Here is a 22,391-nt window from a genome sequence, read left to right as displayed (position 1 = left end):
ATCACCGAGGGTTCGAGTTCGGTCGGGCCTTGGGTTCGCGTTGCCCTGCTTCGGCTTTGACCTTCCGCTGCGCTGGAGACGGCCCGAAGTTGTCGATCACGCCTCACCCCCAAACGCTGGCACGCAGGACCTTCGGCTGCTGGCGCATCGGATCCGATCCGATCCGATCCGATCCGATCCGATCGCAGCAAGAATGGGTGCCCGCGTGATCGCAGGAACTTGCCGTTGGATCCCTCTTCCGGCGCTCGAAGGGCCAGCCCTCACGAGCTTGACCGCACCCGATCCGAAGGCGTGAATCGCGGGGATCGTCGGGGCGTGCGCCGGAGTGGACGCATCATTCTTCGATGCAGCCGATCAAGACCGCGCGCCTTGCCCGGCATCTGTGAAGGCATCGGCATCGGAGGCGACGCGCCTTGCCGCATCTACCGAGCATCGCTCCCGCGTCACGGACGAACCCTTGCAGCCCAACCTGCGGCCAGCCCATCTTCTGGCGGGGAGAATGCCTGGAACCGCTCGGCGCCAGGGGCTTCGACACCCGCTTGGCGACTCGGCAAGACCATCACACCGCACCACCTCGATCTCAGCGCCCTGCCACGTGATGCCCGGCGGCAGATGAACTCTGACGCCGCCTTGCGGCTCACTGGCCATGAAAACCGTTGCGCCGAGATCGCGCGGTTCCGCATGGAGTCTCCTCGACAGAGCGTGTCGGGAAGGGCGCGAACGAGCGCCCCGGCCCGAAGGCAAAGACCATGCCGGGGTTCGAGACCGGGGCTCGTGCGCAAGGCCAGCGCATCCGTGCCGCAGCAAACGCCGCCCAAAAAATCAACGCCCGGTTCCTGGCGGCGCACCGCGCGATCCCGCGCTAGACTGCGAGCCATGCTGAGCGTCCTGCCCGATCCCGACACCCTCTACGCCGCGCTCCTGGCGCGCGATCCCGCCTTCGACGGCCATGCCTTCGTCGGCGTCGTCACCACCGGCATCTTCTGCCGCCTCACCTGTCCCGCTCGCAAGCCGCTGCGCCGGAACACGCGCTTCTTCGACACCGCGAGTGCATGCCTCGAAGCGGGCTTCCGCCCCTGCCGGCGCTGCCGCCCGCTCGACCGGATGCGGGCGCGCGAGCCCCTCGTCGACGCGCTGATGACGCGGCTCGACGAAGCGCCGGACCGGCTCTGGCGCGAGGCGGATCTTGCCGTGATGGGCCTCGACCCCTCCACCGTGCGCCGCGCCTTCAAGCGCCATGTCGGGATGACCTTTCTGGACCTTGCGCGCCTGCGCCGCACCGGGCTCGGGATCGACCGGCTGACGGAGGGCGCCAGCGTCATCGAGGCGCAGATGGAGGCGGGATACGATTCGGGCAGCGGCTTTCGCGAGGCCGTCGCGCGGCTCGTCGAGGACAATCCGGCGAAGCTTCGCGGACGCGATCTCCTGAAGGCCGACTGGATCGAGACCCCGCTCGGCGCCATGCTCGCGGTCGCCGACCGCCACGCCCTGCATCTCCTCGAATTTCTCGATCGCAAGGCGCTGCCGGGCGAGCTGCTGCGCCTTCGCCGTGGAACGCGGTCGGCCATCGGCTTCGGCCGCGCCGCCCCGATCGACGCGGTGGAGGCGGAACTCGCCCTCTACTTCGCCGGCGAGGCCGATCCGTTCCGCGTCGCGCTGGCCGCCGAGGGCACCCCCTTCACGCGCGAGGTCTGGCAGGCGCTGCGCGCCATCCCGGCAGGGCGAACGCGCTCCTACCGCGAGGTCGCCATTGCCATCGGCCGACCCGAGGCGGTGCGGGCCGTCGCCCGCGCCAACGGCGCCAACCCGATCGCCATCCTCGTGCCCTGCCACCGGGTGATCGGGGTCGATGGCGCGCTGACCGGCTATGGCGGCGGTCTCTGGCGAAAGCGCTGGCTGATCGAACACGAGCGACGCATCGCGGGCTGAGCCGGTACCACCGCCGCGCCTTTTTCGGCCACCGCCCAAGGCCCTTCGCGCTGCGTCCCATCGGCGACCATGTATACACGTCTTCGTGATATCGCGATGCAATAAGCTTCTGCTCGAAGATCTGACCTGTGCCGATGTTCCGGTCAGCCGGTCCCCGCCGTGTACAATATCGCGTCAGAACAGTTTTCGCGCATCCGCCGATCAAAAGTCAGACAAGGAGCGAGTTACCTCGCCTTAAAAATTTAGATCGGCCCATCTGCTGCCACAGGCTGGACAAGCCTCTCGCGATGCTATGCAAAAGCCGCACGGCCCGTGTCTTGTGGGCGCCGACATTTCTGGGAGGAACCATGTCGAACATCCTGAAGGGGCTCCTGGCCTCGCTGGGCGCCCTCGCGGCGCTCGCCTCGCCCGCCCTCGCACAGGCCGACTACCCGACGCAGCCGATCACGATGGTGGTGCCCTTCTCCGCGGGCGGCCCGACCGACACGGTGGCGCGCCTCGTGGCGCAGGTCATGTCCACCGAACTGGGCCAGCAGGTGCTCGTGCAGAATGTCGGCGGTGCCGGCGGCACGCTCGGCGCGGGCCAGGTGGCGAACGCCAAGCCCGATGGCTACACGCTGCTCCTCCACCATATCGGCATGTCCACCGCGCCGACCCTCTACCGCAACCTCGCCTTCGATCCGCTGAAGGCCTTCGCCCCGATCGGCCTCGTCACCTCCGTGCCGATGACGATCGTCGCGCGCAAGGACTTCGAGCCGGCCGACGCCGCCGCGCTCCTCGCCTATCTGAAGGAGAAGGGCGCCGACACGACCTACGCCCATGCCGGCATCGGCTCGGCCTCGCATCTCTGCGGCATGCTGCTGCAGGAAGCGGCCGGCGTCCAGATGATCACCGTGCCGTACCAGGGCGCCGCTCCGGCGATGACCGACATCATCGGCGGCCAGGTCGATCTCCTCTGCGACCAGACGACCAACACCACCAACCAGATCAAGGCCGGCGAAGTGAAGGCCTATGCGGTGACGACGCCGACCCGCGTCGCCTCGCTGCCGGATCTGCCGACCACGACGGAAGTCGGCCTCGACAAGCTGCAGATCGGCGTATGGCACGGCCTCTATGCCCCGGCCGGCACCGACCCGGCGATCACCGCCAAGCTCGAGGCCGCGCTCCAGAAGGCGCTGGCGAACGCCACCGTCGTCTCGCGCTTCGCCGAACTCGGCACCGCGCCGGTGCCGATGGATCAGGCGACGCCGGCCGCACTCACCGCGGAACTGACCTCGCAGATCGAGCTCTGGCGCCCGATCATCCAGGCCGCCGGCACCTACGCCGACTGAAGAACCAGACGCCGCGCGGCTTTTCGCGCCGTCGCGGCTCTCGCGAACCGACGTATCCGCGACCCCGCCCGCCGGCGGGGCCGCGGCTCGGCGTCGGCCATCCGCAGCGTGAATGAGCTTTGGGAGGGGTCAGGGGATGCAGGGAACCGGAGAGACCATCGGCGGCACCGGGGACAAGCCCGGCGACGTGCGCTCGCGGCGCGACGTGATCGCGGGGGCGATCTTCATCGCCATCGCGATCGCCTTCGGGCTGGAGGCGTCCACCTATCCGCTCGGCTCGGCGCTGCGGATGGGACCGGGCTTCATGCCGCTCTTCCTCGCGGTGCTGCTCGCGGTCTTCGGCGCGGTCGTGCTCGTCACCAGCCTCAAGCGCCACGAGACGATCACCCCCTCGCCAATCGCCTGGAAGGGCCTCGTGCTGGTCTGCGCCGCGCTCGCCGTCTTCGGCGAGTTCGGCACCGCGCTCGGCCTCGTGCCCGTGGTCGTCGTCTGCACCTTCATGGTGGCGCTCGCCTCGGCGAAGAACTCGCCGCTGGCCGCGCTCGCCATCGCGCTGTGTCTGGCGGCGCTCTGCTGGCTGATCTTCAAGGTCGGGCTGAACGTCTCGCTGCCGACCTTCGGCTCCCTCTTCTCCTTCTGACGGGCGGCTCCGATGGATCTCCTCTCCAATCTCGCCCTCGGCTTCGAGACTGCCTTCACGGTGACGAACCTCTTCTGGTGCTTCGTCGGCGTGCTGCTCGGCACGCTCGTCGGCGTCCTGCCCGGTATCGGCCCGACCGCGACGATCGCCATGCTGCTGCCGATCACCTTCACCTTCGCGCCCGTCACCTCTCTCATCATGCTCTCGGGCATCTATTACGGCGCGCAGTACGGCGGCTCCACCACCGCCATCCTGATCAACCTGCCCGGCGAATCCTCCTCCGCCGTCACCGCGATCGACGGCTACCAGATGGCGCGCAAGGGCCGCGCCGGACCGGCGCTCGCCACCGCCGCGCTCGGCTCCTTCTTCGCCGGGTCGGTGGCGACGATGCTGCTCGCGGTCGCCGCGCCCCCGCTTGCCCGCGTCGCGCTGCAGTTCGGCGCGCCCGAATATTTCGCCCTCATCGTGCTCGGCCTCCTCGTCTCGATCTCGCTCGCCCACGGCTCGGTGGCGAAGGCTCTGGCGATGATCTGCCTCGGCCTGCTGCTCGGCACGGTCGGCCAGGACATCTACACCGGCACGCCGCGCTTCACCTTCGACCGGCTGGAGCTCTACCAGGGCATCAACTTCGTCTCGATCGCGGTGGGCGTCTTCGGCGTCGCCGAGATCTTCCGCAATCTCGAGAACGAGAACGACCGCGAGGTCATGGTGAAGAAGGTCACCAACCTCTGGCTCACGAAGGAAGACTTCAAGCGCATCGCCGCGCCCGTGGTGCGCGGCACGATCCTCGGCTCGATCCTCGGCGTCCTGCCGGGCGGCGGCCACGTCCTCTCGTCCTTCGCCTCCTACTCGCTGGAGAAGAACCTCTCGAAGAACCCGCAAGAGTTCGGCCATGGGGCCATCGAGGGCGTCGCGGGGCCGGAAAGCGCCAACAACGCGGCGGCGCAGACCTCCTTCATCCCGCTGCTCACCCTCGGCATCCCCGCCCATCCGGTGATGGCGCTCATCGTCGGCGCCTTCATCCTGCAGGGCATCACGCCGGGGCCGAACGTCATCAACACGCAGCCCGCCCTCTTCTGGGGCATCATCGCCTCGATGTGGATCGGCAACGTCCTCCTCGTCATCCTCAACCTGCCGCTCATCGGGCTCTGGGTGAAGATGCTGACCATCCCCTACCGGGTGCTGTTTCCCGCCATCGTGCTCTTCGCCGCGATCGGCTGCTACTCGATCAACAACAATCCGTTCGACGTCTACGCGATCGGCGTCTTCGGCGTGCTCGGCTACGTGCTCATCCGTCTCGGCTGCGAGCCGGCGCCGCTGCTGCTCGGCTTCGTGCTCGGGCCGCTGCTGGAAGAGCACCTGCGCCGCGCCATGATCATCTCGCGCGGCGATCCGTCGATCTTCGTCACGCGTCCGATCTCGGCGACGCTGCTGGCGCTGGGTCTGGCCGCCGTCATCGCCGCCGCGCTTCCGAGCATACGGCGCAAGCGCAAGGCCGTCTTCGTCGAGGAGGACTGAGCCTCAGGCCGCGACGCCCGCCCTCTGTGACACGCGCGCCCGGCGCGGGCGCAGCAACGCGGCGAGCGGGCGTTCCGCTAGCCTGTGGCAGAGGATGGCGACGCCGATGCAGGCGATCACCGCCGCCGCGACGAACCCGAACGCAGACGCGCCCGCAGCCGCCGGCATGGTCTTGCGCCAGACGATCTGCACCAGCGGCAGCGTCAACAGATGCGTGAGATACAGCGAATAGGAGGCGTCGCCGAGCCGGGCGAGGCCGGGTATCCGCAGCGGTCCGCGCGCCCGCTCGAAGAACACCGCGCCCGCCACGAGCATCGCCGCCGGCAGCCCGGCCGTCAGCACCCGCGCCTCCGGCGGGCCGAGAAGCGGCCCGAGAAGCAGGAGCGCCGCCCCGCAGAGCGCCGCCGCCGCGCTGGCCCCCGCGCCGATCCGGGCACCGGCCGTGTAGAACCCGCCGACCGCCAGACCCAGCGCGAATTCGAGCACGATCGGATCGCTGTAGAAGCCGGCGATGCCCTCCGGGCGCACCAGACGGCCGGTCACGACCAGCGCGACGAGCGCGACGATCGCCGCCCCGAGATGCCGCCGCTCCGGCAGGAGGAGAACGAGCGCGAAGAGGCCGTAGAAGGCCATCTCGTAGTTCAACGTCCAGCCCACCACGAGAAACGGGTTGTAGAGGCCGAAGGTCGGGTGCGGCCAGGGCAGGAAGACGAGCGAGGCGAGGAAGTGGCGAAGCTCGATCACGGTGGCGCCGAGAAGGTCGGGGCGCAGGATCGCGACATTGGCGAGGAGAAGCGTCAGCAGCCAGTAGAGCGGCACCACCCGCACGAGACGGCGCAGGAGAAAGCCGCCCGGCGTCGGCGCCCGGATCCCACGCGTCGTGGTCCAGATGATGAAGCCGGAGATGACGAAGAAGAGATCGACGCCGCCCGCGCCCGCCGGAAAGGCCGGCAGCACCGCATCGGCCCCGAGGCGCCCGGCGCTGTCGGTCACGTGGAACAGCACCACCAGAAATGCCGCGATCCCGCGCAGGGTCTGCAGGTTCGCGATCATCGCCGGGTCTCCACACGCCCAGGGCTCGGGGTCCGGCGATCGGGACGCCGGCCGCCAAAGCCGCACCGGCCCGCCGGCAATCCTGCCCGACAAGGGTTAAGGCCCGGCAAACGGCTCCGAGCGGCGGTGGCACGCTGCCTTGACGCAAGGCCCGACGCCGACCCACAGTTGCGCCATGGCCGAAGAGATCGAACGCAAGTTTCTCGTGACGAACCCATCCTGGCGCGAGGACGCGGATGACGGTACCGCAATCCGGCAGTTCTATCTGGCGGTGCGCGAGGGCGTCAGCATCCGGGTCCGCCGCCGCGAGGGCCGCCCGGCGGTGCTGACGGTGAAGACCGGTGCCGGCCTGTCGCGCGGCGAGTTCGAGTACGACATTCCCGACACCGATGCCGACGCCCTCGAAGCTTCGCATCTGGGCACCGTGGTCGAGAAGCGGCGGCATCTCGTGCCGCTCGGTGAGCTGACGATCGAGGTGGACGTCTTCGCCGGGGCCCTCGCCCCTCTGGTGCTGGCCGAGATCGAGCTGCCCACCGCCGACCACGCGGTGTTGCTTCCGTCCTGGATCGGCCCGGAGGTCACGCACGACCCGCGCTTCACCAACGCCGCCATGGCCCTGTCCGGCCTCGTGCCGGACGACGACGCCTAGCGGCGGATGCGGTTGCCGAGCACGTAGCCGAAGAGGCCCATCAGAACGATGCCGACGGCGCCCTGCAACCCGACGAGGAAGTTGGTGAAGCGGCCCACCGGCGCGAGACCGATCTCCGGCGGGTTGGCAGTCATCATGTTGAGCGCGCTGTAGCTGGCGAGATCCAGCGCGTTGCGGCTGCCCTCGCTGGCGCCCTCCGGCACAAGGCCGGCGCTGATCCCGTAGAGCACGGCGAAGACCGCCATGAGGATGGCGAAGGCGCGCAGGATCCGCGACAGGCTCTCGCCGTAGTCGCAGAGCCATTCCACGAACCGGTCGGCGCTCCAGCGGTAGAAGGCGCCGACGAAGGCGCGGGGCTGGCGGGCGCGCAGCGCGGTTCTTGCCTTGGCGCCGGCCGCCGAGCGGCCCATGCGTCGGCCGCTTTTGTAGGCCCAGCTCGCCTCGTCCTTGGCGCCGATGCTGGTGAAGTTGGCTTCCAGCGCCAGATAGCTGGCCTGCGCCGCCTCGAACTCGCCGGCGACCTCTTCGCCCACGGCCCCGCCGATCTGCTCCATGCGCATCCGCGTGCCCTCGATCCAGGCGCCGGCGAAGCGCGCATGGCGCAACTGGCAGGAGGCGAGATTCAGCCGCGTCAGCGTGGTGCCCGAAAGGTCGGCGCCCGAGAGATCGGCCCCGTCGAGCCGAGCCCCGGCGAAGGTCGCGCCGCGAAGGCGCGAACCGGTGAGGCGCGCGAGCTTCAGGCTCGCGCCGCTGAAGTCGGCATGGGTCAGGTTGACGTCGACGAGGCGAGCCTCGTCGAGGCGGGCGCCGCGAAACAGCGTCTGGTCGGCATCGGCCCCCTCGAAGCTGGCCCCCCAGAGGTCGGCGCCCTCGAAGCTGGCGCCGTCGAGCAGCGCCTTGCCGAAATCGGCGAAGCGCAGGGTCGCACCGGCAAAGGAGGCATCCTCCAGCATCGCCTCGCGAAACGCCGCCTGCCCGCCCTGCGCCTTGGCGAAGGAGGCACCCGAGAGATCGGCGCGCGAGAAATCCGTCTCTTCGATGAGCGAGGCGTCGAGCCGCACCGAGCGCCCCTTCGCCTCGGCGAGGGTGCTGCGCGACAGGTCCGCGCGTGTCAGGTCCGCCCTGCCGATGATGGCTGCCCCCAGCGCCAGGTTCGACAGGTCGATCCCCTCGCGGCCGGCATTCCACCAGCTGGCGGCCTGCGCCCCGTCACCGGCCAGCGCCTGCAGTGTCTCGGCGCGCAGATCGAGGCGGCTGAGGTCGAGACGCGTGCCGGCCAGACCCGCGCCGGTCGCCTCGCGAAAGGCGTCGAGCCGGCCTTGCGGCGTCCGGGCCTCGAGGTCCGCCGATGCAGCAGAAAGGTCGTCCATGCGTCATCAACCGTCCGTGATCGTCGATCGGCACTATCTGGTCCGCCCGCCCGCATTTTCGATGGCGCATGGGGCGCGAGATCGGCGACGCTTCGCCGCTGCCGGCAACGCCTTGCCGATCCGCGTACGGCCGCCGCGCTTCTCTCGATGCGGCCGCACCGTGACATTGCGCGATCGGGCGATAGATGGAACACGATGACGCAGCGGGCGGGCGCACCCCGTGCATGCTTGACACGACCAACGAGATCCATGGCCTATCGCATCCAGTCCCGCACCGCCCTCGACGCCGACATCCGGCGCATCGCCCGCGAGCAGATCGACAAGGCCATTGCGGAGCTGTCGGATCGCGATGGCGACCGGCACGAAGCGATCCACGACGCGCGCAAGCGCTTCAAGAAGCTGCGCGGGCTGCTGATCCTCGCGCGCCCCGGCCATGCCGGCTTTGCTGCCACCGAGACCGCGCGCTACCGCGACATCGCCCACGCCCTGTCGGGCACGCGCGACCGCACCGCCCTGATCGAGGCGCTCGACGGGCTGGAGCGGCGTTTTGCCGGCGAGGCCGAGACCGATGCGTTCGCCGTGGTGCGCACCGCGCTAGAACTGAAGCGCGAGGCCGCTGCCGAGGCGCTCGGCGACCCCGATGCGCCCGTGGCCGCCACGATCGACGCCCTGCAGGAGGGCCGCGTCCGGCTCGACGGCTTCGTCGTCAAGCGCGGCGCCAAGCGGCGCCGGGCGATCGTTACCGCGGGCCTTCAAGCCAATTACGCGCGCGCCCGCCGCGATCTGCGCGCCGCGCTGCGGTCGGGCGACAGCGAGGCGTTCCACGACCTGCGCAAGCGCATCAAGTATCTGGCGATGCACCTGAAGCTCCTCACCGAGCTCTGGCCCGAGGCCCTCGCGCCGCTCGAAAAGGCCGCCGACGGCATCGCCGAGGATCTCGGCCGCGACCACGACTATGCGGTGCTGCGCGCCGAGATGGATGCCGACCCCGCTTCCTTCGGCGCCCCAGCCGACCTCGCCACCGTTCGGGCGCGCCTCGAGCGGCACCAGGGCGAGCTACGCGCCAGCGCCGTCGATGCCGTGTCGCGCCTCCTCGCCGAAAAACCCAAGGCGTTCGCCGCCCGGATGGAGCGGCTGATGGCGCTGGCGGAGACGCGCGACGGCGGTCCGACTGGGACGCCCTGAAGTCCGATCCCGGCACTTCACAGGGACCGCGCGTCGCAACCTGCGCTCGTGTCGCAGTGGTCTCATCGAGCCTTTGGTAAACCGTCAGGGTCCCTTTCCAACAAATTGTGATGGCCGGTCCGTAACCCCTCGGCAACCATGCCGTGTTAAGAGCCGCCATCAAAAGTGGTTTGGCGGAAGCGAATGGCGATCAATTACAACGGCTCGAAGTGGGGCAACGCGACGTTCGGAACGGCAGCCGGTTCCGTAACGTGGAGTTTCGACTCGTCCTTCGACGCGGCGGTCACCGGCGCCAACTCGTTGCCGACGGGGCTGTTCGAGGGTGCGATCCAAAAGGCCTTCGGCTTGTGGGAGAGTCTGGCCCGGATCGACTTCACGCAGCTCGCCGACCGCAGCGACACCGACATCGTGATGAGCCTCGGCGGGTTCGACGGTGCGAACGGGACGCTCGGACAGGCCAACTGGTACTATTACAATCGCAGCACCGGCCAGGAGATGGTCGACGGCCAGGTCACCTTCGACACGGCCGAGACCTGGGACTTCTCGCAGAACCCGGCCTCCTACGGCTACAACCTGTTCGCCGTCGCGGTCCATGAGATCGGCCACCTGCTCGGCCTCGGCCACAGCGACGACCCGTCCTCGCTGATGTACCCCTATCTCAACGACCAGCGCGGCCCCACGAGCACCGACATCGCCTCGATCCAGGAGATCTACGGCGCCAATCCGCGCGACACGACCGCCGACACGGAGGTCGTGGGATCGGGCTCGAGCGACGTGTTCCGCTTCTACAACACGGCCAGCGGCACGCATTTCTACACGAGCTCGGTGGCCGAGCGCGACTTCGTCGGCGCGACGCTGCCGCAGTATCGCTACGAGGGCAATTCCTACGACACCACGGCCGACGACAGCGCGACCTCGGTCGACGTCTTCCGCTTCTACAACACCGACACCGGCACGCATTTTTACACCGCCAGCGTCGCCGAGCGCGATCAGGTGATCGCGACGCTGCGCAACTACCGCTACGAGGGCGAGGCCTATGAGGCCTCCGCCACCGATGGCGGCGGCACGCACGAGGCGCTCTACCGCTTCTACAATTCGGCCTCCGGCGTCCATTTCTACACCGCCAACCAGAGCGAACTCGCCTCGGTCTTCGGCAACAACCCGACCTTCCAGTACGAAGGCATCGCCTATTACGTCGACGCCGCCTGAGGTTTCGCACCTTCAAAGCTGCAAAGCCGGGGCGCTTGACGACGCCCCGGCTTCTGCGCGACGAGCGGCGATGACACGCGAGCGTCGCCCGCCCCCGTCCGGCAAGCCGTTCAAAGCCGCGCCCTCCCGCTCCGCCGCCACCGGCCGCGAGCCGCCTGCGGGCCACGGGCTGGCGCGCGTCCTGTCCAAGCTCGGCTATTGTTCGCGCATGCAAGGCGAAGCGCTGGTGCGCGCGGGCCGCGTCACGGTGGACGGGCGCGTGATCCTCGATCCCGAGCACCGCACCGACCCCGCCCGCATGCGGCTCGCCGTCGACGGCGCGCCGCTCAAAGCCCGCGCGGCGATCCATCTCATGCTGAACAAGCCGCGCGGTCTCGTCACCACGCGGCACGATCCGCAGGGGCGCCCCACCGTCTTTTCATGTCTCGCCGGGCTGGACCTTCCCCACATCGCGCCGGTCGGGCGCCTCGACAAGGCGAGCGAGGGCCTCCTCCTCTTCACCAACGACACCGCCTTCGCCGACGCGCTGACCGACCCCGCCCGCCATCTTGGCAAGACCTACCACGTGCAGGTCGACCGCCGGGTGGACGCCGCGCTGCTGGCGCGCATGGAGGCGGGCATCGAGGATCGCGGCGAGCATCTGGCGCTCAAGCGCGCGCGCCTCCTTCGCGAGGGCGGGCGCACCTCCTGGCTGGAGGTCGTCCTCGACGAGGGCCGCAACCGGCAGATCCGACGGGTGCTCGCCGCCCTCGACATCGAAACGCTGCGCCTCGTGCGCGTCGCCGTCGGGCCGCTCGCCCTCGGCGATCTCGCAAAGGGAACCGTGCGCCCGCTGACGCCGGCCGAGATCGTGATGCTGCGCGCCCCTTGAGCGCCGCCGCGCGAAGCCGCTGCGTTTCCCGCTGGAACCCTTCGCAAAACCGGTTCCCGTTTTTCTCGCAATTGCTTATATGCGGTGCATGAGCCAGACGCCCCTCGACCACATCCGCAACTTCTCCATCGTCGCCCATATCGACCACGGGAAGTCCACCCTCGCCGACCGCCTGATCCAGTCCACGGGCGGGCTGGAGGTGCGCGAGATGAAGGAGCAGGTGCTCGACTCCATGGATATCGAGCGAGAGCGCGGCATCACCATTAAGGCGCAGACGGTGCGCCTGCACTATGTGGCCAAGGATGGCGAGACCTACGTCCTCAACCTTATCGACACGCCCGGCCATGTCGACTTCGCCTACGAGGTGTCGCGCTCGCTCTCGGCTTGCGAGGGCGCGCTCCTCGTGGTGGACGCCGCGCAGGGCGTGGAGGCGCAGACGCTCGCCAACGTCTATCTGGCGCTCGACAACAATCTCGAGATCGTGCCCGTCCTCAACAAGATCGACCTGCCCGCCGCCGAGCCCGACAAGGTGAAGGCGCAGATCGAGGAGGTGATCGGCATCGATGCATCCGAAGCCGTGATGATCTCCGCCAAATCCGGCATCGGCATCGGCGAGGTGCTGGAGGCCATCGTCACCCGCCTGCCGCCGCCCAAGACCGGCGACCGTTCGGCCCCCCTCAAGGCGATGCTGGTCGACAGCTGGTACGACGCCTATCTCGGCGTCGTCGTGCTCGTGCGCGTCATCGACGGCGAATTGAAGCGCGGCCAGACCATCCGCATGATGGGCACCGACGCCAAGTACCCGGTCGACCGCGTCGGCGTCTTCACGCCGAAGATGGTGACGATGGACGAGCTCGGCCCCGGCGAACTCGGCTTCATCACCGCCGGCATCAAGGAGGTGGCGGACACCCGCGTCGGCGACACGATCACCGAAGACAAGCGCCAGACCGCCACCATGCTGCCGGGCTTCAAGCCGGCGCAGCCCGTGGTCTTCTGCGGCCTCTTCCCGGTGGATGCGGCGAGCTTCGACGACCTGCGCGCCGCGATGGGGCGCCTTCGCCTCAACGATGCCAGCTTCTCCTTCGAGATGGAAAGCTCGGCCGCGCTCGGCTTCGGCTTCCGCTGCGGCTTCCTCGGCCTTCTGCATCTGGAGATCATCCAGGAGCGCCTCAGCCGCGAGTTCGATCTCGATCTCATCGCCACCGCGCCATCGGTCGTCTACGACATCAAGCTCACCGACGGCACCACGATCCCGCTGCACAATCCCGCCGACATGCCCGACGTCATGAAGATCGAGGCGATCTGGGAGCCGTGGATCAAGGCGACGATCCTGACCCCCGACGACTATCTCGGCAACATCCTGACCCTCTGCCAGGAGCGGCGCGGCGTGCAGGTCGACCTCTCCTATGTCGGCAAGCGCGCGATGGTGACCTACGAGCTGCCGCTGAACGAGGTGGTCTTCGACTTCTACGACCGCTTGAAGTCGATCTCGAAGGGCTACGCCTCCTTCGACTATTCGCTCGCCGACTACCGCGAGGGCGATCTCGTCAAGCTCTCCGTCCTCGTCAACGGCGAGGCGGTGGACGCGCTGTCGATGCTGGTCCACCGGGCGCAGGCCGAGCGGCGTGGGCGCGCCATGTGCGAGAAGCTCAAGGAGCTGATCCCCAACCACCTCTTCAAGATCCCGATCCAGGCGGCGATCGGCGGCAAGGTCGTGGCGCGCGAGACGATCTCGGCGCTGCGCAAGGACGTGACCGCCAAATGCTACGGCGGCGACGCCTCGCGCAAGCGCAAGCTTCTCGACAAGCAGAAGGAGGGCAAGAAGCGCATGCGCCAGTTCGGCAAGGTGGACATCCCGCAGGAAGCGTTCATCGCGGCGCTGAAGATGGACAGCTGACCGGGGGCGTGAAGCTCTTCGTCTTCACGACGCATGCGAGGCGCGCCATCGGCGGGCTTGATCTCCATCCCGCATGGATCGAAGCCACGGTGCGCCGACCCGACGGGGTGGCGATTGCCCCGAAGTGACCCGATCTGGAACGGCGCTTCCCGGACATCCCGCATAACGCCACCCGCGTTAGCGTGTGGCGATGGTGGAAACCGGTGAAGAAATCCGTATCGTCACGGATGGCCTGCGACCGGAAAGCGCGCCGACCATGAGCCCGACCGTCCATGACGACCTGGAGAGCGGTGCCGCCTGTATCCGCTTCTCTGCGGACACAATTCTGGAAAGCGAGGAGGTCGCAGCCGGCGGCGGCCTCGACTTCGGCGCGGACGGCAAGATCGTCGCCATGGAAGCGCTGAACGCCAGCACGCACCTCTTACCAACTGCCCTGCAGGACGCCACCTGACGATCTCGATCGTGACGTCGGCTCCTCTACCGCAGGCGCACGCCAGAGGCTTGCACGGTCAGCAGTCTTTACGGCCTCCGGTCAGATCGCGGAGCCAAGGTGGGTGCTGAGCGCTGGCATCACCGCCACCTTTGTCCCTCAGCGCACCAGACGCGAAGACGTGCTGAAAATATTGTTTCGACAATTCTTCTTCGTGTTGGTCGAAGCGTATTTCGAGCGATTGTCGAGTTCGAGACGGTCGACCACCAGACGAATACAGTCCGCCTCCCAGACGACGTCGTTCTCGAATTCGACCTGACTGGACGGCGTGTAGATCGTGCCTTCCGCATGGGCACCGAACTTCGAATAGATGTCGTGGTCGCGTGTGTTGCGTCGGTCTGACCAGAGGACGACGCCAGCGTAGGGCCCTGTCGTCGCCGCCTTCAGGTTGAAGGAGGTCCGGCTATGGAAGAAAAAATCGGTTCCCTTGCCCTCCAGGTAGATCAGAACCCCGTCCCCGCTGATCGAGGCACCATTTTTTAAGGTGAAGCGATCCTTGATGACGTAGACGCCGGGCTGGAGCGTGACTTGAGACGCGTCGATCTCCAGGCCACCGCAGAATGCGAGATCGGGCGACAGGACCGTATTGGTCCGCTTGATGCGCTTTGTCCCGCCACAGCGGTTGTTCACGGGCGGCGCAAGTGCTGCGTAAGGGTCGGCCATCGGTTGGGCCCCGGTGACCGGATGCGGCTGCACGGAGGCAGAGCCTCTCTGGTCGATGCCGCCGACGACCGAAAGGCTTTTCACGTGCACGATGGCTCTGTATCCAATTTCGAGAGCGCCGCGATCCGTCGAATTGACGTGAACGATGCAATCAGGGGAGATGATCTGCGCCTGGGGATCAATGTCGAACGCATCGCCGCGCCTCGGGTTGAGAACAAGGATGCAGACGGGGTCGGGTTCGAGGAGAACCACGGCGCTGCTTGACACGTCCCAGACGGACATTCCGAAGAACGAGGAGAAGATCGGTCGGATGGCGTTGCTTTTGTCGGTGGTTCTCGACGCGGTCACACGGATCGCGTTGATGCGTCCGTTCGGCGTGAAGGTCCGGTTGACCCACTCGCCGAACTCGACCTCGGAATCTGTGACGACATTGGACACATTGTTGCTGTTGAAAGTGGCGTATGTCTTCGCACGCTCGCGTGCGGCGCCCCTGTCGTCGTCTCGATAATCCATCGACGCTGCGAGCGCCGAAGCTTCGGCGATCGAAAGCATGTGGTTCTTCTGTCCGCGGGCGATGCCGACATCAATCACGAGCCCCAGCATGCCGAGACTGAGTGGCATCATGAGAGCGAACAGGATCGCGATGTTGCCTGATCGATCGGACCCAAAGCGGCTCAGGCGGAATGTCATTGAAGACTGCGCATCGTGACGGCGTACGACAGGGCGAAAGGCAAAAGAGACGTGAATGGAGCAAACCTTGCCATCTGCTCCTTGGTCACCAAGAGCGTGACACGGACGTCGGAACTGTGCGGCTTGTCCGGCAAGACGATCGAAAGCGCGACGTCGACGCCCAAGTCCCTTGATGAACTGTCACGAACGAATGTCTTCGCTTCGTCTTCTGTCATGTAACCGAGCGACAGGCCGCGTGCGGTTTCACGCGTAAGAGAGACGAGGGTCGAGTGCACGTAGAGATGCAGACCGCCATTGGCCATGAAAGCGAGCATCAACAAAAATACCGGAGCAACAAGCGCAAACTCGACAGCACTGGACCCGCGCTTGTCCCTCGACAACCACTGGGCAACAAACGGAATTGATTGTAGTACCAAATCCCCACACAACCCTTCGGTGCACTATGGAAGTTATCGCATAGCTTGCCTTAAATTTCAGTTATTCAATAAGACTGTAATGCTACCTGACTTCCTAAAATACTTGAATGTATATTTCCTTCAGAAATTCTAATGGGCTTTCATTTTACCGAAATCGTCAGCTTGATTGACAATCGCGGAAGCCGTCATGTTGCGCACTGTTTTTATCTCCGATTGACCCCGCCACAAAACCATCTCCCATACTCGCCTCACCGCTGGCCCACGGATGGCGCGAATGATCACCGGGATCGTTCGGGGGTTGGCGGGCGGTGTCCGCGATGCGTCGTCTTCCGGAGACGAGGCGGCTCGGACGGCTCTTCGCAAGCCGGGCGTCCCCTCACGACGAAGGGGTCCGAAGGATCGCGGACACCTCAGTCTTCGTGACAGCCCAACCCGCCGGGGTGTGAACCCGGACCGCGAGATCGGACCGAGAGGTAGGCCAGTGCGGCCCGTGAAACGCGCAGCGTTTCGCGCCAGCGAATGCGACAGCTTTCGCGACCCGTGAAAGCGTCAGCTTTCGCGCTGCCACTCCCCCGTGAAACGCGCAGCGTTTTGCGCTGCCGCGACGCTGGTCGAACGCCCGCGAAACGCGGAGCGTATCGCGCAAAACGCTCGAGGCTTCGCGCCCTGGCAAGATGACCAGCCCCGCCGCGCCGCGGGGCCGCTTTCGCGTGCCCGGTCATGGCTTCGAGCAAACGCCCCGGCCACCGCACCCCGACAGCCGCCCCGCCTCTCCTGCATCGCTGCACTGCAACCGCCGCGCCTTGGCAGTTTCCCCGGCGTCGGCTATACGGGCCGCCCCTGTCGCCGGCCCGATCCCTCGGCCTCGCCGCGTGGCGCCCGCTTTCCAGGCGCCGAGCGGCGAAGCCGGGTCACCGGGAGCGGGCGGGCCGTCCCGTTTTCGCCCTCCGCCCCGTCTGCGCCCACCTGAAAAGTCGAGCCCCATGTCCCGCCTCTTTCCCGGTCTCGATTTCGGCACCACCAATTCCACCCTCTCGCTCTGCGCCCCCGGCGGCGCCCCGGCGCTGCTGGCGGTGGAGGACGAGCACTGCACCATCCCCTCCGCGCTCTTCTTCAGCCTAGAGGACGGCCACACCTATTTCGGCCGCAAGGCCGTCTTCGAATATGTCGACGGCGCCGAAGGGCGCTTCATGCGCGCGCTCAAGAGCATTCTCGGCACCTCGCTGATGAAGGAGACGACGCAGGTCGGCCGCGAGCGTATGACCTTCGAGGACCTCATCGGCCGCTTCCTCTCGAACCTGCGCCGTCGCCTCGAACGCGAGGCCGAGGCCCACGCGCCGGGCCTTGCCGACATCGATTCGATCGTGCTCGGGCGCCCCGTGCGCTTCGTCGACGAGAGCGACGAGGCCGATGCCGCCGCGCAGAACCAGCTGGAATCGGCCGCCCGCGCGCAGGGGTTTCGCAACATCGAGTTCCAGTACGAGCCGGTGGCCGCCGCGCTCTACTTCGAATCGACCGTCAATTCCGAGCAGCTCGCCCTCGTGGTCGATGTCGGCGGCGGCACCTCGGACTTCTCGATCCTGCGCCTCTCGCCCGAGCGCGCCCGGCGGAGCGAACGCGCCGGCGACATTCTCGGCACCACCGGCGTCCATGTCGGCGGCACCGATTTCGACCGGCTGCTCAATCTGACCAAGATGCAGCCGCTGCTCGGGCTGAACAGCTCGACCGCCGACGGCAAGCGCCTGATGCCCGTCTGGTACTTCAACGACATGGCGACCTGGCACCGCATCAACACGCTCTATACGCCCAAGATCCTCAACGACATCAAGGCCCTGAAGAAGGAAGCCGCCGAGCCGGGCAAGCTCGGCGCGATGGAGCACATGCTGGCGCACCGCTCGGGCCACCGCCTCGCCGGCGCCGTGGAGCGCGCCAAGATCGCCCTCTCCGACACGCCACAAGTGCCGATCGCGCTGCACGAGCCCGGATTGAAGCTCGACGCCACCGCGACGCGCGAGGAGTTCGAGGCCGCGACCCGCGATCTCGTCGCCCGCATCGAGGGCTCGATCGAGGCGGCGCTGCGGCTCGCCGGCATCGAGGCCTCGGCGATCGAGACGGTGATCCTCACCGGCGGCGGCGCGCAGGTGCCGGCCGTCAAGGCCGCCACCACCCGGCGCTTCCCCGAGGCCCGCATCGCCCTCTCGGACGCCTTCGGCTCGGTCGGCCTCGGCCTCGGCCTCGACGCCGCCCGCCGCTTCGGCTGAGCGCACGCGGCATCGAACCCTTGGCGGGCGGGCGGATCGGGTCTATCCCCGCCCGGAGCATGTCCAGTGAAAGCCGACTCGGCTTTCACGTCTGGACAATGCGACAAACAGGAACCTGGAGCCGATCCGGTGAACCCAGATTCGCCGGATCGGCTCCGGGTTCCTTCATGAGACGATCCGGGAGACCCGCCATGACCGCCCTCACCCTCGACACCGCCCGGCGCATCGTCGCCGCCTCGCTCGCCAAGGGCGCGGAGCTGAAGCTGAAGCCCCTCACCGTCGCCGTGCTCGACGCCGGCGGCGCGCTGATCGCGCTGGAGCGCCAGGACGGCGCCGCGCCGCTGCGCCCCGACATCGCGGTCGGCAAGGCCAACGGCGCGGTGAAGATGGGCATGGGCTCGCGGGCGCTCGGAAACCGCGCCGAGCAACAGGCCTATTTCATCCAGTCGATGAATGCGCTGTGCGGCGGTTCGCTGGTGCCGGTGCCCGGCGGCGTGCTGATCCGCTCCGAAGGCGCGATCCTCGGCGCCGTCGGCATCACCGGCGACACGTCCGACAATGACGAGACCGCCGCGATCGCCGGCATCGAGAGCGTCGGGCTCACCGCCGACGCCGGCTGATTCCTGCCGCACCGCACAGGAATGTCGCGGTGCGGCCCTTGCCTCGTTTGGCGCCATGCGTAAAGTTTGCGCCCATGGAGCCCAGCGCGCTTGCCATTCTGATCGTCGACGAAAATCGCGCGCGGGCCACCATCATCGAGGATGGCCTGCGCGAGGCCGGCCATGATCGCGTCCACGTCGTCACCGGCATGCAGGGGCTGGTGCGCGAGATCGAGGCCTTCGCCCCCGACGTCATCGTGGTGGATCTCGAAAACCCCAACCGCGACCGGCTGGAGGCGTTCTTCCAGGTCTCGCGTTCGGTGCGCCGGCCCATCGCCATGTTCGTCGACCGCTCGGATGCCGCCTCGATGGAGGCCGCCATCGACGCTGGGGTCTCGGCCTATGTGGTGGACGGGCTGAAGAAGGAGCGGGTCAAGTCGATCCTCGACATGGCCATCCTGCGCTTCGGCGCCTATTCGCGCCTCACCCGCGAGCTCGACGAGGCCCGCACGGAACTGGCCGACCGCAAGGTGATCGAGAAGGCCAAGGGCCTGATGATGCGCATGCGCGGCCTTTCGGAAGAGGAGGCCTACCGCCTCATGCGCCAGACTGCGATGAACGAGAAGAAGAAGCTCGTCGAGATCGCCCGCTCGGTGGTCACCGCCGCAGCCCTCCTCGGTGGGCCGGGAGACGCCCGATGAGCGGGCCGCCCACCATCCGCGCGGGCTTCATCCCGCTGCTCGACGCCGCCGTCCTGATCGCCGCCTCGGCCTGCGGCTTCGACGCGCGCGAGGGCGTGCGGCTGGAGCTGGTGCGCGAGGTCTCCTGGTCGAACATCCGCGACCGCCTCGCCTTCCGCCAGTTCGACGTGGCGCACATGCTGGGGCCGATGGCGGTCGCCTCGCAGCTGAATCTCGGCTCCAACCCCCATCCCGTGATCGCCCCCTTCGCGCTCGGGCGCGGCGGCAACGCCATCACCCTCTCCACCGCCCTCTTCGCGGCGATGCGCGAGGCGGCGGGCGACGAATACCGCGACGAGGCCGCCGCGCATGCCCGGGCACTGGCGAAGGTCGTTGCCGCGCGCCGCAGCGCCGGCCTGCCGCCGCTCGTCTTCGCGATGACCTATCCCTTCTCCTCGCACAATTACGAGTTCCGCTTCTGGATGGCCGAGGCCGGCATCGATCCGGACCGGGACGTCACGATGTGCGTGGTGCCGCCGCCGATGACGGCGGATGCGCTGAAGGCCGGCGCCATCGACGGGTTCTGCGTCAACGCGCCGTGGAACGTCCTGGCGGTGTCGCAGGGGATCGGCCGCATCGTCGCGGTCAAGGCCGACATCTGGCCGGGATCGCCGGAAAAGGTGCTGGGGCTGCGGCCGGACTGGTGGGAGGCCCACCGCGAGACCGGCGAGCGGCTGCTCGTGGCACTGGATGCGAGCGCCCGCTGGTGCGACGAGCCCGCCAACCGGGGGGAACTCGCCGCGATCCTCGCCGCACCCGAACATGTCGGCGGCGATGCGGACGTGATCGAGGAGATCCTCGCCGGACACCTGCCCGTCGATCCCGACGGCACGCGGCGCGAGATCCCCGACTACCTTACCTTCCACGCGGGCGAGGCCAATGTCCCGTGGCGGGCCCAGGCGCTCTGGGTCTACGCGCAGATGGCGCGCTGGGGCCAGGTTCCGCTCGACCCTGCCTTGGCCGAGCGGGCAGCCGCCGCATTCCGGCCCGACCTCTACCGGGCGGTCTTCGAGCCGCGCGGGCTTGGCTTGCCCGGCGCCGACGCGCGCATCGAGGGCGTGGGGGCCGACGAGGGCCTCAGTGACGGGCGGCGCTTCGATCCCGCATCGATCCCGGCCTATGTCGAGGGGTTTGCGGTGCGCGTGCGTCCAGGCGGCTCCGGCCCGTCCGACGACGCCGATTAGCGCCGGCGCGCGAGCCATCGCGGCGATGCGAGATATTCGTGCAGGCTGGCGCTTTCGGCGACAGCGACCGAAGCAGTTCGGAATCGTTGTAAACTAACGATCTTCCACCCCTCTGCATCAAATTTCGGCATGCTGCATTGCCGCACATTTGGACTTTCCAAATGAGGGCGCGTGGGGCTGTATAGAGGCCAAGCCCGTCAAGGACGACCGGGCCGATCCGAGCGCCTCTTCGAGACGGCCGCTCTCACCAGACATCGACGTCGCGTGACCTTCATGACGATCCCAAACTCGGGATCGCTTCGTTGGGACCGCGGCGTTTTTTCGTTTTCGAACCCCCTTTGACCGTCGCCCCGAGGTTCTCCATGTCCGACATCGTCCGCCTCAGCCGCCGCCGCTTCCTCCAGAACACCGCCGCGACCGCAGGAACGGCCGCCCTGTTCTCGGCGGTATCGGCGAGCTTTCCCGGCGGCGTCTTCGCTCAGGGCGCCGGCCCCGAGACGACGAAGGCGGTGCTCGGCTTCATCGCGCTCACCGACGCCGCGCCGCTGATCGTCGCCAAGGAGAAGGGCTATTTCGAGAAGCACGGCATGCCCGACGTCGAGGTGGTCAAGCAGTCGTCCTGGGGCACGACGCGCGACAATCTCGTGCTCGGCTCGGACGGATCGGGCATCGACGGCGCCCACATCCTGACGCCGATGCCCTACCTGATGAGCGCCGGCAAGATCACGCAGAACAGCCAGCCGCTGCCGATGGCGATCCTCGCCCGCCTCAATCTCGACGGACAGGGCATCTCGATCGGCAAGGCCTACGGCGACCTCAAGGTCGGGCTCGACGCCTCGGTGCTGAAGGACAGCTTCGCGCAGAAGAAGGCGGCGGGAACGCCGGCCAAGATCGCGATGACCTTCCCGGGCGGCACGCACGATCTCTGGATCCGCTACTGGCTCGCCGCCGGCGGCATCGACCCCGACACCGACGTCGAGACCATCGTGGTGCCGCCGCCCCAGATGGTGGCCAACATGAAGGTCGGCACGATGGACGCGTTCTGCGTCGGCGAACCGTGGAACGCGCAGCTCGTCGAGCAGGGCATCGGCACCACCGCCCTCACCACGGGCGAGCTGTGGGCCAAGCACCCCGAGAAGTCCTTCGCCATGCGCGCCGACTGGGTGGAGAAGAACCCCAAGGCGACGGTGGCGCTGCTGATGGCGATCCAGGAAGCGGCGCAGTGGGCCGACGACATGGCCAACAAGGACGAACTCGCCGAACTGCTCGGCAAGCGCGCCTGGTTCAACGTCAAGCCCGCCGATATCGGCCCGCGCATGAAGGGCATCATCGACTACGGCGACGGGCGCGTGGTCGAGGCCTCGCCGCATTTCATGAAGTTCTGGCGGGACGATGCCTCCTACCCGTTCAAGTCGCACGACGCCTGGTTCCTCACCGAGGACATGCGCTGGGGCAAGCTGGAGGCGACCACCGACGTCAAGGCGATGGTCGACAAGGTCAACCGCGAGGACCTGTGGCGCGAGGCCGCCAAGGCGCTTGGGCTGTCGGCGATCCCCGCGTCCACCTCGCGCGGCCCGGAGACCTTCTTCGACGGCAAGGTCTTCGATCCCGCCGACCCCGCCGCCTATCTCGCGAGCCTCGCGATCACCCGCATCGCCTGACGCCCGCGCCGCCGCGCACCGAGACCGGAGCCCCT

19 protein-coding genes are annotated in these 22,391 nt (G+C 67.8%); 15 read left to right on the top strand and 4 right to left on the bottom strand.

Going from position 1 to position 22,391, the window contains the following annotated elements; translation table 11 throughout:
* The first annotated feature begins 876 nt into the window (after positions 1 to 876).
* From AUL33_RS07435 to AUL33_RS07420, 4 genes are all read left to right on the top strand, one after another.
* Complete coding sequence (locus AUL33_RS07435; protein ID WP_062205999.1) at positions 877 to 1,929, top strand: bifunctional transcriptional activator/DNA repair enzyme AdaA; 1,053 nt, start codon at positions 877 to 879, stop codon at positions 1,927 to 1,929.
* A 347-nt stretch (positions 1,930 to 2,276) separates the two neighbouring features.
* Positions 2,277 to 3,260 carry a tripartite tricarboxylate transporter substrate-binding protein gene (locus AUL33_RS07430; RefSeq protein WP_062205996.1) on the top strand — a complete coding sequence of 328 codons (984 nt, stop codon included), beginning with the start codon at positions 2,277 to 2,279 and terminating at the stop codon, positions 3,258 to 3,260.
* Positions 3,261 to 3,396: 136 nt separating this feature from the next.
* Positions 3,397 to 3,900 (top strand): tripartite tricarboxylate transporter TctB family protein, encoded by a 504-nt coding sequence (locus AUL33_RS07425; protein ID WP_062205993.1) that lies wholly within the window; start codon positions 3,397 to 3,399, stop codon positions 3,898 to 3,900.
* A gap of 12 nt (positions 3,901 to 3,912) precedes the next feature.
* A complete protein-coding gene (locus AUL33_RS07420; protein ID WP_062205990.1) occupies positions 3,913 to 5,418 on the top strand; it encodes a tripartite tricarboxylate transporter permease in 1,506 nt (501 codons plus the stop codon).
* Between the two features lie 3 nt (positions 5,419 to 5,421).
* On the opposite strand, the gene AUL33_RS07415 is transcribed toward AUL33_RS07420, so the two are convergent.
* Entirely contained in the window at positions 5,422 to 6,471 is a 1,050-nt protein-coding gene (locus tag AUL33_RS07415; protein ID WP_062205987.1) for an acyltransferase, read from the bottom strand.
* Between the two features lie 175 nt (positions 6,472 to 6,646).
* Between AUL33_RS07415 and AUL33_RS07410 the strand changes: the two genes are divergently transcribed.
* The gene (locus AUL33_RS07410; protein WP_062205984.1) at positions 6,647 to 7,120 is read left to right on the top strand and encodes a CYTH domain-containing protein; all 474 of its coding nucleotides are present in this window, start codon (positions 6,647 to 6,649) and stop codon (positions 7,118 to 7,120) included.
* On the opposite strand, the gene AUL33_RS07405 is transcribed toward AUL33_RS07410, so the two are convergent.
* Positions 7,117 to 8,490 (bottom strand): pentapeptide repeat-containing protein, encoded by a 1,374-nt coding sequence (locus AUL33_RS07405; RefSeq protein WP_062205981.1) that lies wholly within the window; start codon positions 8,488 to 8,490, stop codon positions 7,117 to 7,119. The two genes, AUL33_RS07410 and AUL33_RS07405, sit on opposite strands and share 4 nt — an antisense overlap.
* Positions 8,491 to 8,739: 249 nt before the next feature.
* Here AUL33_RS07405 and AUL33_RS07400 point away from each other — a divergent pair, with 249 nt between their 5' ends.
* From AUL33_RS07400 to AUL33_RS07380, 5 genes are all read left to right on the top strand, one after another.
* Positions 8,740 to 9,675, top strand: coding sequence for a CHAD domain-containing protein (locus tag AUL33_RS07400; RefSeq protein WP_062205978.1), 936 nt, complete (start codon positions 8,740 to 8,742; stop codon positions 9,673 to 9,675).
* A gap of 183 nt (positions 9,676 to 9,858) precedes the next feature.
* The gene (locus AUL33_RS22930; protein ID WP_062205975.1) at positions 9,859 to 10,884 is read left to right on the top strand and encodes a matrixin family metalloprotease; all 1,026 of its coding nucleotides are present in this window, start codon (positions 9,859 to 9,861) and stop codon (positions 10,882 to 10,884) included.
* 70 nt (positions 10,885 to 10,954) lie between these two features.
* Positions 10,955 to 11,755: a pseudouridine synthase gene (locus AUL33_RS07390; RefSeq protein ID WP_062205972.1), complete on the top strand. Its 801-nt coding sequence runs from the start codon at positions 10,955 to 10,957 to the stop codon at positions 11,753 to 11,755.
* Between the two features lie 88 nt (positions 11,756 to 11,843).
* Positions 11,844 to 13,652, top strand: a complete 1,809-nt coding sequence (gene lepA, locus AUL33_RS07385) for a translation elongation factor 4 (RefSeq protein ID WP_062206156.1) — start codon at positions 11,844 to 11,846, stop codon at positions 13,650 to 13,652.
* A 190-nt stretch (positions 13,653 to 13,842) separates the two neighbouring features.
* Entirely contained in the window at positions 13,843 to 14,103 is a 261-nt protein-coding gene (locus AUL33_RS07380; protein ID WP_082652398.1) for a DUF2283 domain-containing protein, read from the top strand.
* Between the two features lie 138 nt (positions 14,104 to 14,241).
* Here AUL33_RS07380 and AUL33_RS07375 read toward each other — a convergent pair whose 3' ends face one another.
* Together AUL33_RS07375 and AUL33_RS07370 are read right to left on the bottom strand one after the other, a co-directional pair.
* Positions 14,242 to 15,495 (bottom strand): TadE/TadG family type IV pilus assembly protein, encoded by a 1,254-nt coding sequence (locus AUL33_RS07375; protein WP_062205966.1) that lies wholly within the window; start codon positions 15,493 to 15,495, stop codon positions 14,242 to 14,244.
* The gene (locus AUL33_RS07370; RefSeq protein WP_280137799.1) at positions 15,492 to 15,875 is read right to left on the bottom strand and encodes a pilus assembly protein; all 384 of its coding nucleotides are present in this window, start codon (positions 15,873 to 15,875) and stop codon (positions 15,492 to 15,494) included. The genes AUL33_RS07375 and AUL33_RS07370 overlap by 4 nt, the downstream gene beginning before the upstream one ends.
* Before the next feature lie 1,019 nt (positions 15,876 to 16,894).
* Here AUL33_RS07370 and AUL33_RS07365 point away from each other — a divergent pair.
* The 5 genes from AUL33_RS07365 to AUL33_RS07345 all read left to right on the top strand — a co-directional run bounded on the left by AUL33_RS07365 (position 16,895) and on the right by AUL33_RS07345 (position 22,356).
* Complete coding sequence (locus AUL33_RS07365) at positions 16,895 to 18,172, top strand: Hsp70 family protein (RefSeq protein WP_062205959.1); 1,278 nt, start codon at positions 16,895 to 16,897, stop codon at positions 18,170 to 18,172.
* Positions 18,173 to 18,363: 191 nt separating this feature from the next.
* Positions 18,364 to 18,792 carry a heme-binding protein gene (locus AUL33_RS07360; protein WP_062205957.1) on the top strand — a complete coding sequence of 143 codons (429 nt, stop codon included), beginning with the start codon at positions 18,364 to 18,366 and terminating at the stop codon, positions 18,790 to 18,792.
* Between the two features lie 74 nt (positions 18,793 to 18,866).
* Entirely contained in the window at positions 18,867 to 19,472 is a 606-nt protein-coding gene (locus tag AUL33_RS07355; RefSeq protein ID WP_062205954.1) for an ANTAR domain-containing response regulator, read from the top strand.
* Positions 19,469 to 20,695, top strand: a complete 1,227-nt coding sequence (locus AUL33_RS07350; protein WP_082652395.1) for a CmpA/NrtA family ABC transporter substrate-binding protein — start codon at positions 19,469 to 19,471, stop codon at positions 20,693 to 20,695. Before AUL33_RS07355 ends, AUL33_RS07350 begins: the two co-directional genes overlap by 4 nt.
* 362 nt (positions 20,696 to 21,057) lie before the next feature.
* The gene (locus tag AUL33_RS07345) at positions 21,058 to 22,356 is read left to right on the top strand and encodes a CmpA/NrtA family ABC transporter substrate-binding protein (RefSeq protein ID WP_062205952.1); all 1,299 of its coding nucleotides are present in this window, start codon (positions 21,058 to 21,060) and stop codon (positions 22,354 to 22,356) included.
* The last annotated feature ends 35 nt before the right edge of the window (positions 22,357 to 22,391 follow it).

It is taken from the genome of Aureimonas sp. AU12, assembly GCF_001463705.1.
Taxonomy (GTDB): domain Bacteria; phylum Pseudomonadota; class Alphaproteobacteria; order Rhizobiales; family Rhizobiaceae; genus Aureimonas.
This window is presented reverse-complemented; position numbering and strand designations above follow the sequence as displayed.

Coding starts and splice junctions, on each gene's coding strand:
- AUL33_RS07435 (WP_062205999.1), top strand. CDS start 877: ATGCTGAGCGTCCTGCCCGATCCCGACACCCTCTACGCCGCGCTCCTG.
- AUL33_RS07360 (WP_062205957.1), top strand. CDS start 18,364: ATGACCGCCCTCACCCTCGACACCGCCCGGCGCATCGTCGCCGCCTCG.
- AUL33_RS07390 (WP_062205972.1), top strand. CDS start 10,955: ATGACACGCGAGCGTCGCCCGCCCCCGTCCGGCAAGCCGTTCAAAGCC.
- AUL33_RS07375 (WP_062205966.1), bottom strand. CDS start 15,495: ATGACATTCCGCCTGAGCCGCTTTGGGTCCGATCGATCAGGCAACATC.
- AUL33_RS07355 (WP_062205954.1), top strand. CDS start 18,867: ATGGAGCCCAGCGCGCTTGCCATTCTGATCGTCGACGAAAATCGCGCG.
- AUL33_RS07425 (WP_062205993.1), top strand. CDS start 3,397: ATGCAGGGAACCGGAGAGACCATCGGCGGCACCGGGGACAAGCCCGGC.
- AUL33_RS07405 (WP_062205981.1), bottom strand. CDS start 8,490: ATGGACGACCTTTCTGCTGCATCGGCGGACCTCGAGGCCCGGACGCCG.
- AUL33_RS07430 (WP_062205996.1), top strand. CDS start 2,277: ATGTCGAACATCCTGAAGGGGCTCCTGGCCTCGCTGGGCGCCCTCGCG.
- AUL33_RS07350 (WP_082652395.1), top strand. CDS start 19,469: ATGAGCGGGCCGCCCACCATCCGCGCGGGCTTCATCCCGCTGCTCGAC.
- AUL33_RS07345 (WP_062205952.1), top strand. CDS start 21,058: ATGTCCGACATCGTCCGCCTCAGCCGCCGCCGCTTCCTCCAGAACACC.
- AUL33_RS07400 (WP_062205978.1), top strand. CDS start 8,740: ATGGCCTATCGCATCCAGTCCCGCACCGCCCTCGACGCCGACATCCGG.
- AUL33_RS07415 (WP_062205987.1), bottom strand. CDS start 6,471: ATGATCGCGAACCTGCAGACCCTGCGCGGGATCGCGGCATTTCTGGTG.
- AUL33_RS07420 (WP_062205990.1), top strand. CDS start 3,913: ATGGATCTCCTCTCCAATCTCGCCCTCGGCTTCGAGACTGCCTTCACG.
- AUL33_RS22930 (WP_062205975.1), top strand. CDS start 9,859: ATGGCGATCAATTACAACGGCTCGAAGTGGGGCAACGCGACGTTCGGA.
- AUL33_RS07410 (WP_062205984.1), top strand. CDS start 6,647: ATGGCCGAAGAGATCGAACGCAAGTTTCTCGTGACGAACCCATCCTGG.
- AUL33_RS07365 (WP_062205959.1), top strand. CDS start 16,895: ATGTCCCGCCTCTTTCCCGGTCTCGATTTCGGCACCACCAATTCCACC.
- AUL33_RS07380 (WP_082652398.1), top strand. CDS start 13,843: ATGGTGGAAACCGGTGAAGAAATCCGTATCGTCACGGATGGCCTGCGA.
- lepA (WP_062206156.1), top strand. CDS start 11,844: ATGAGCCAGACGCCCCTCGACCACATCCGCAACTTCTCCATCGTCGCC.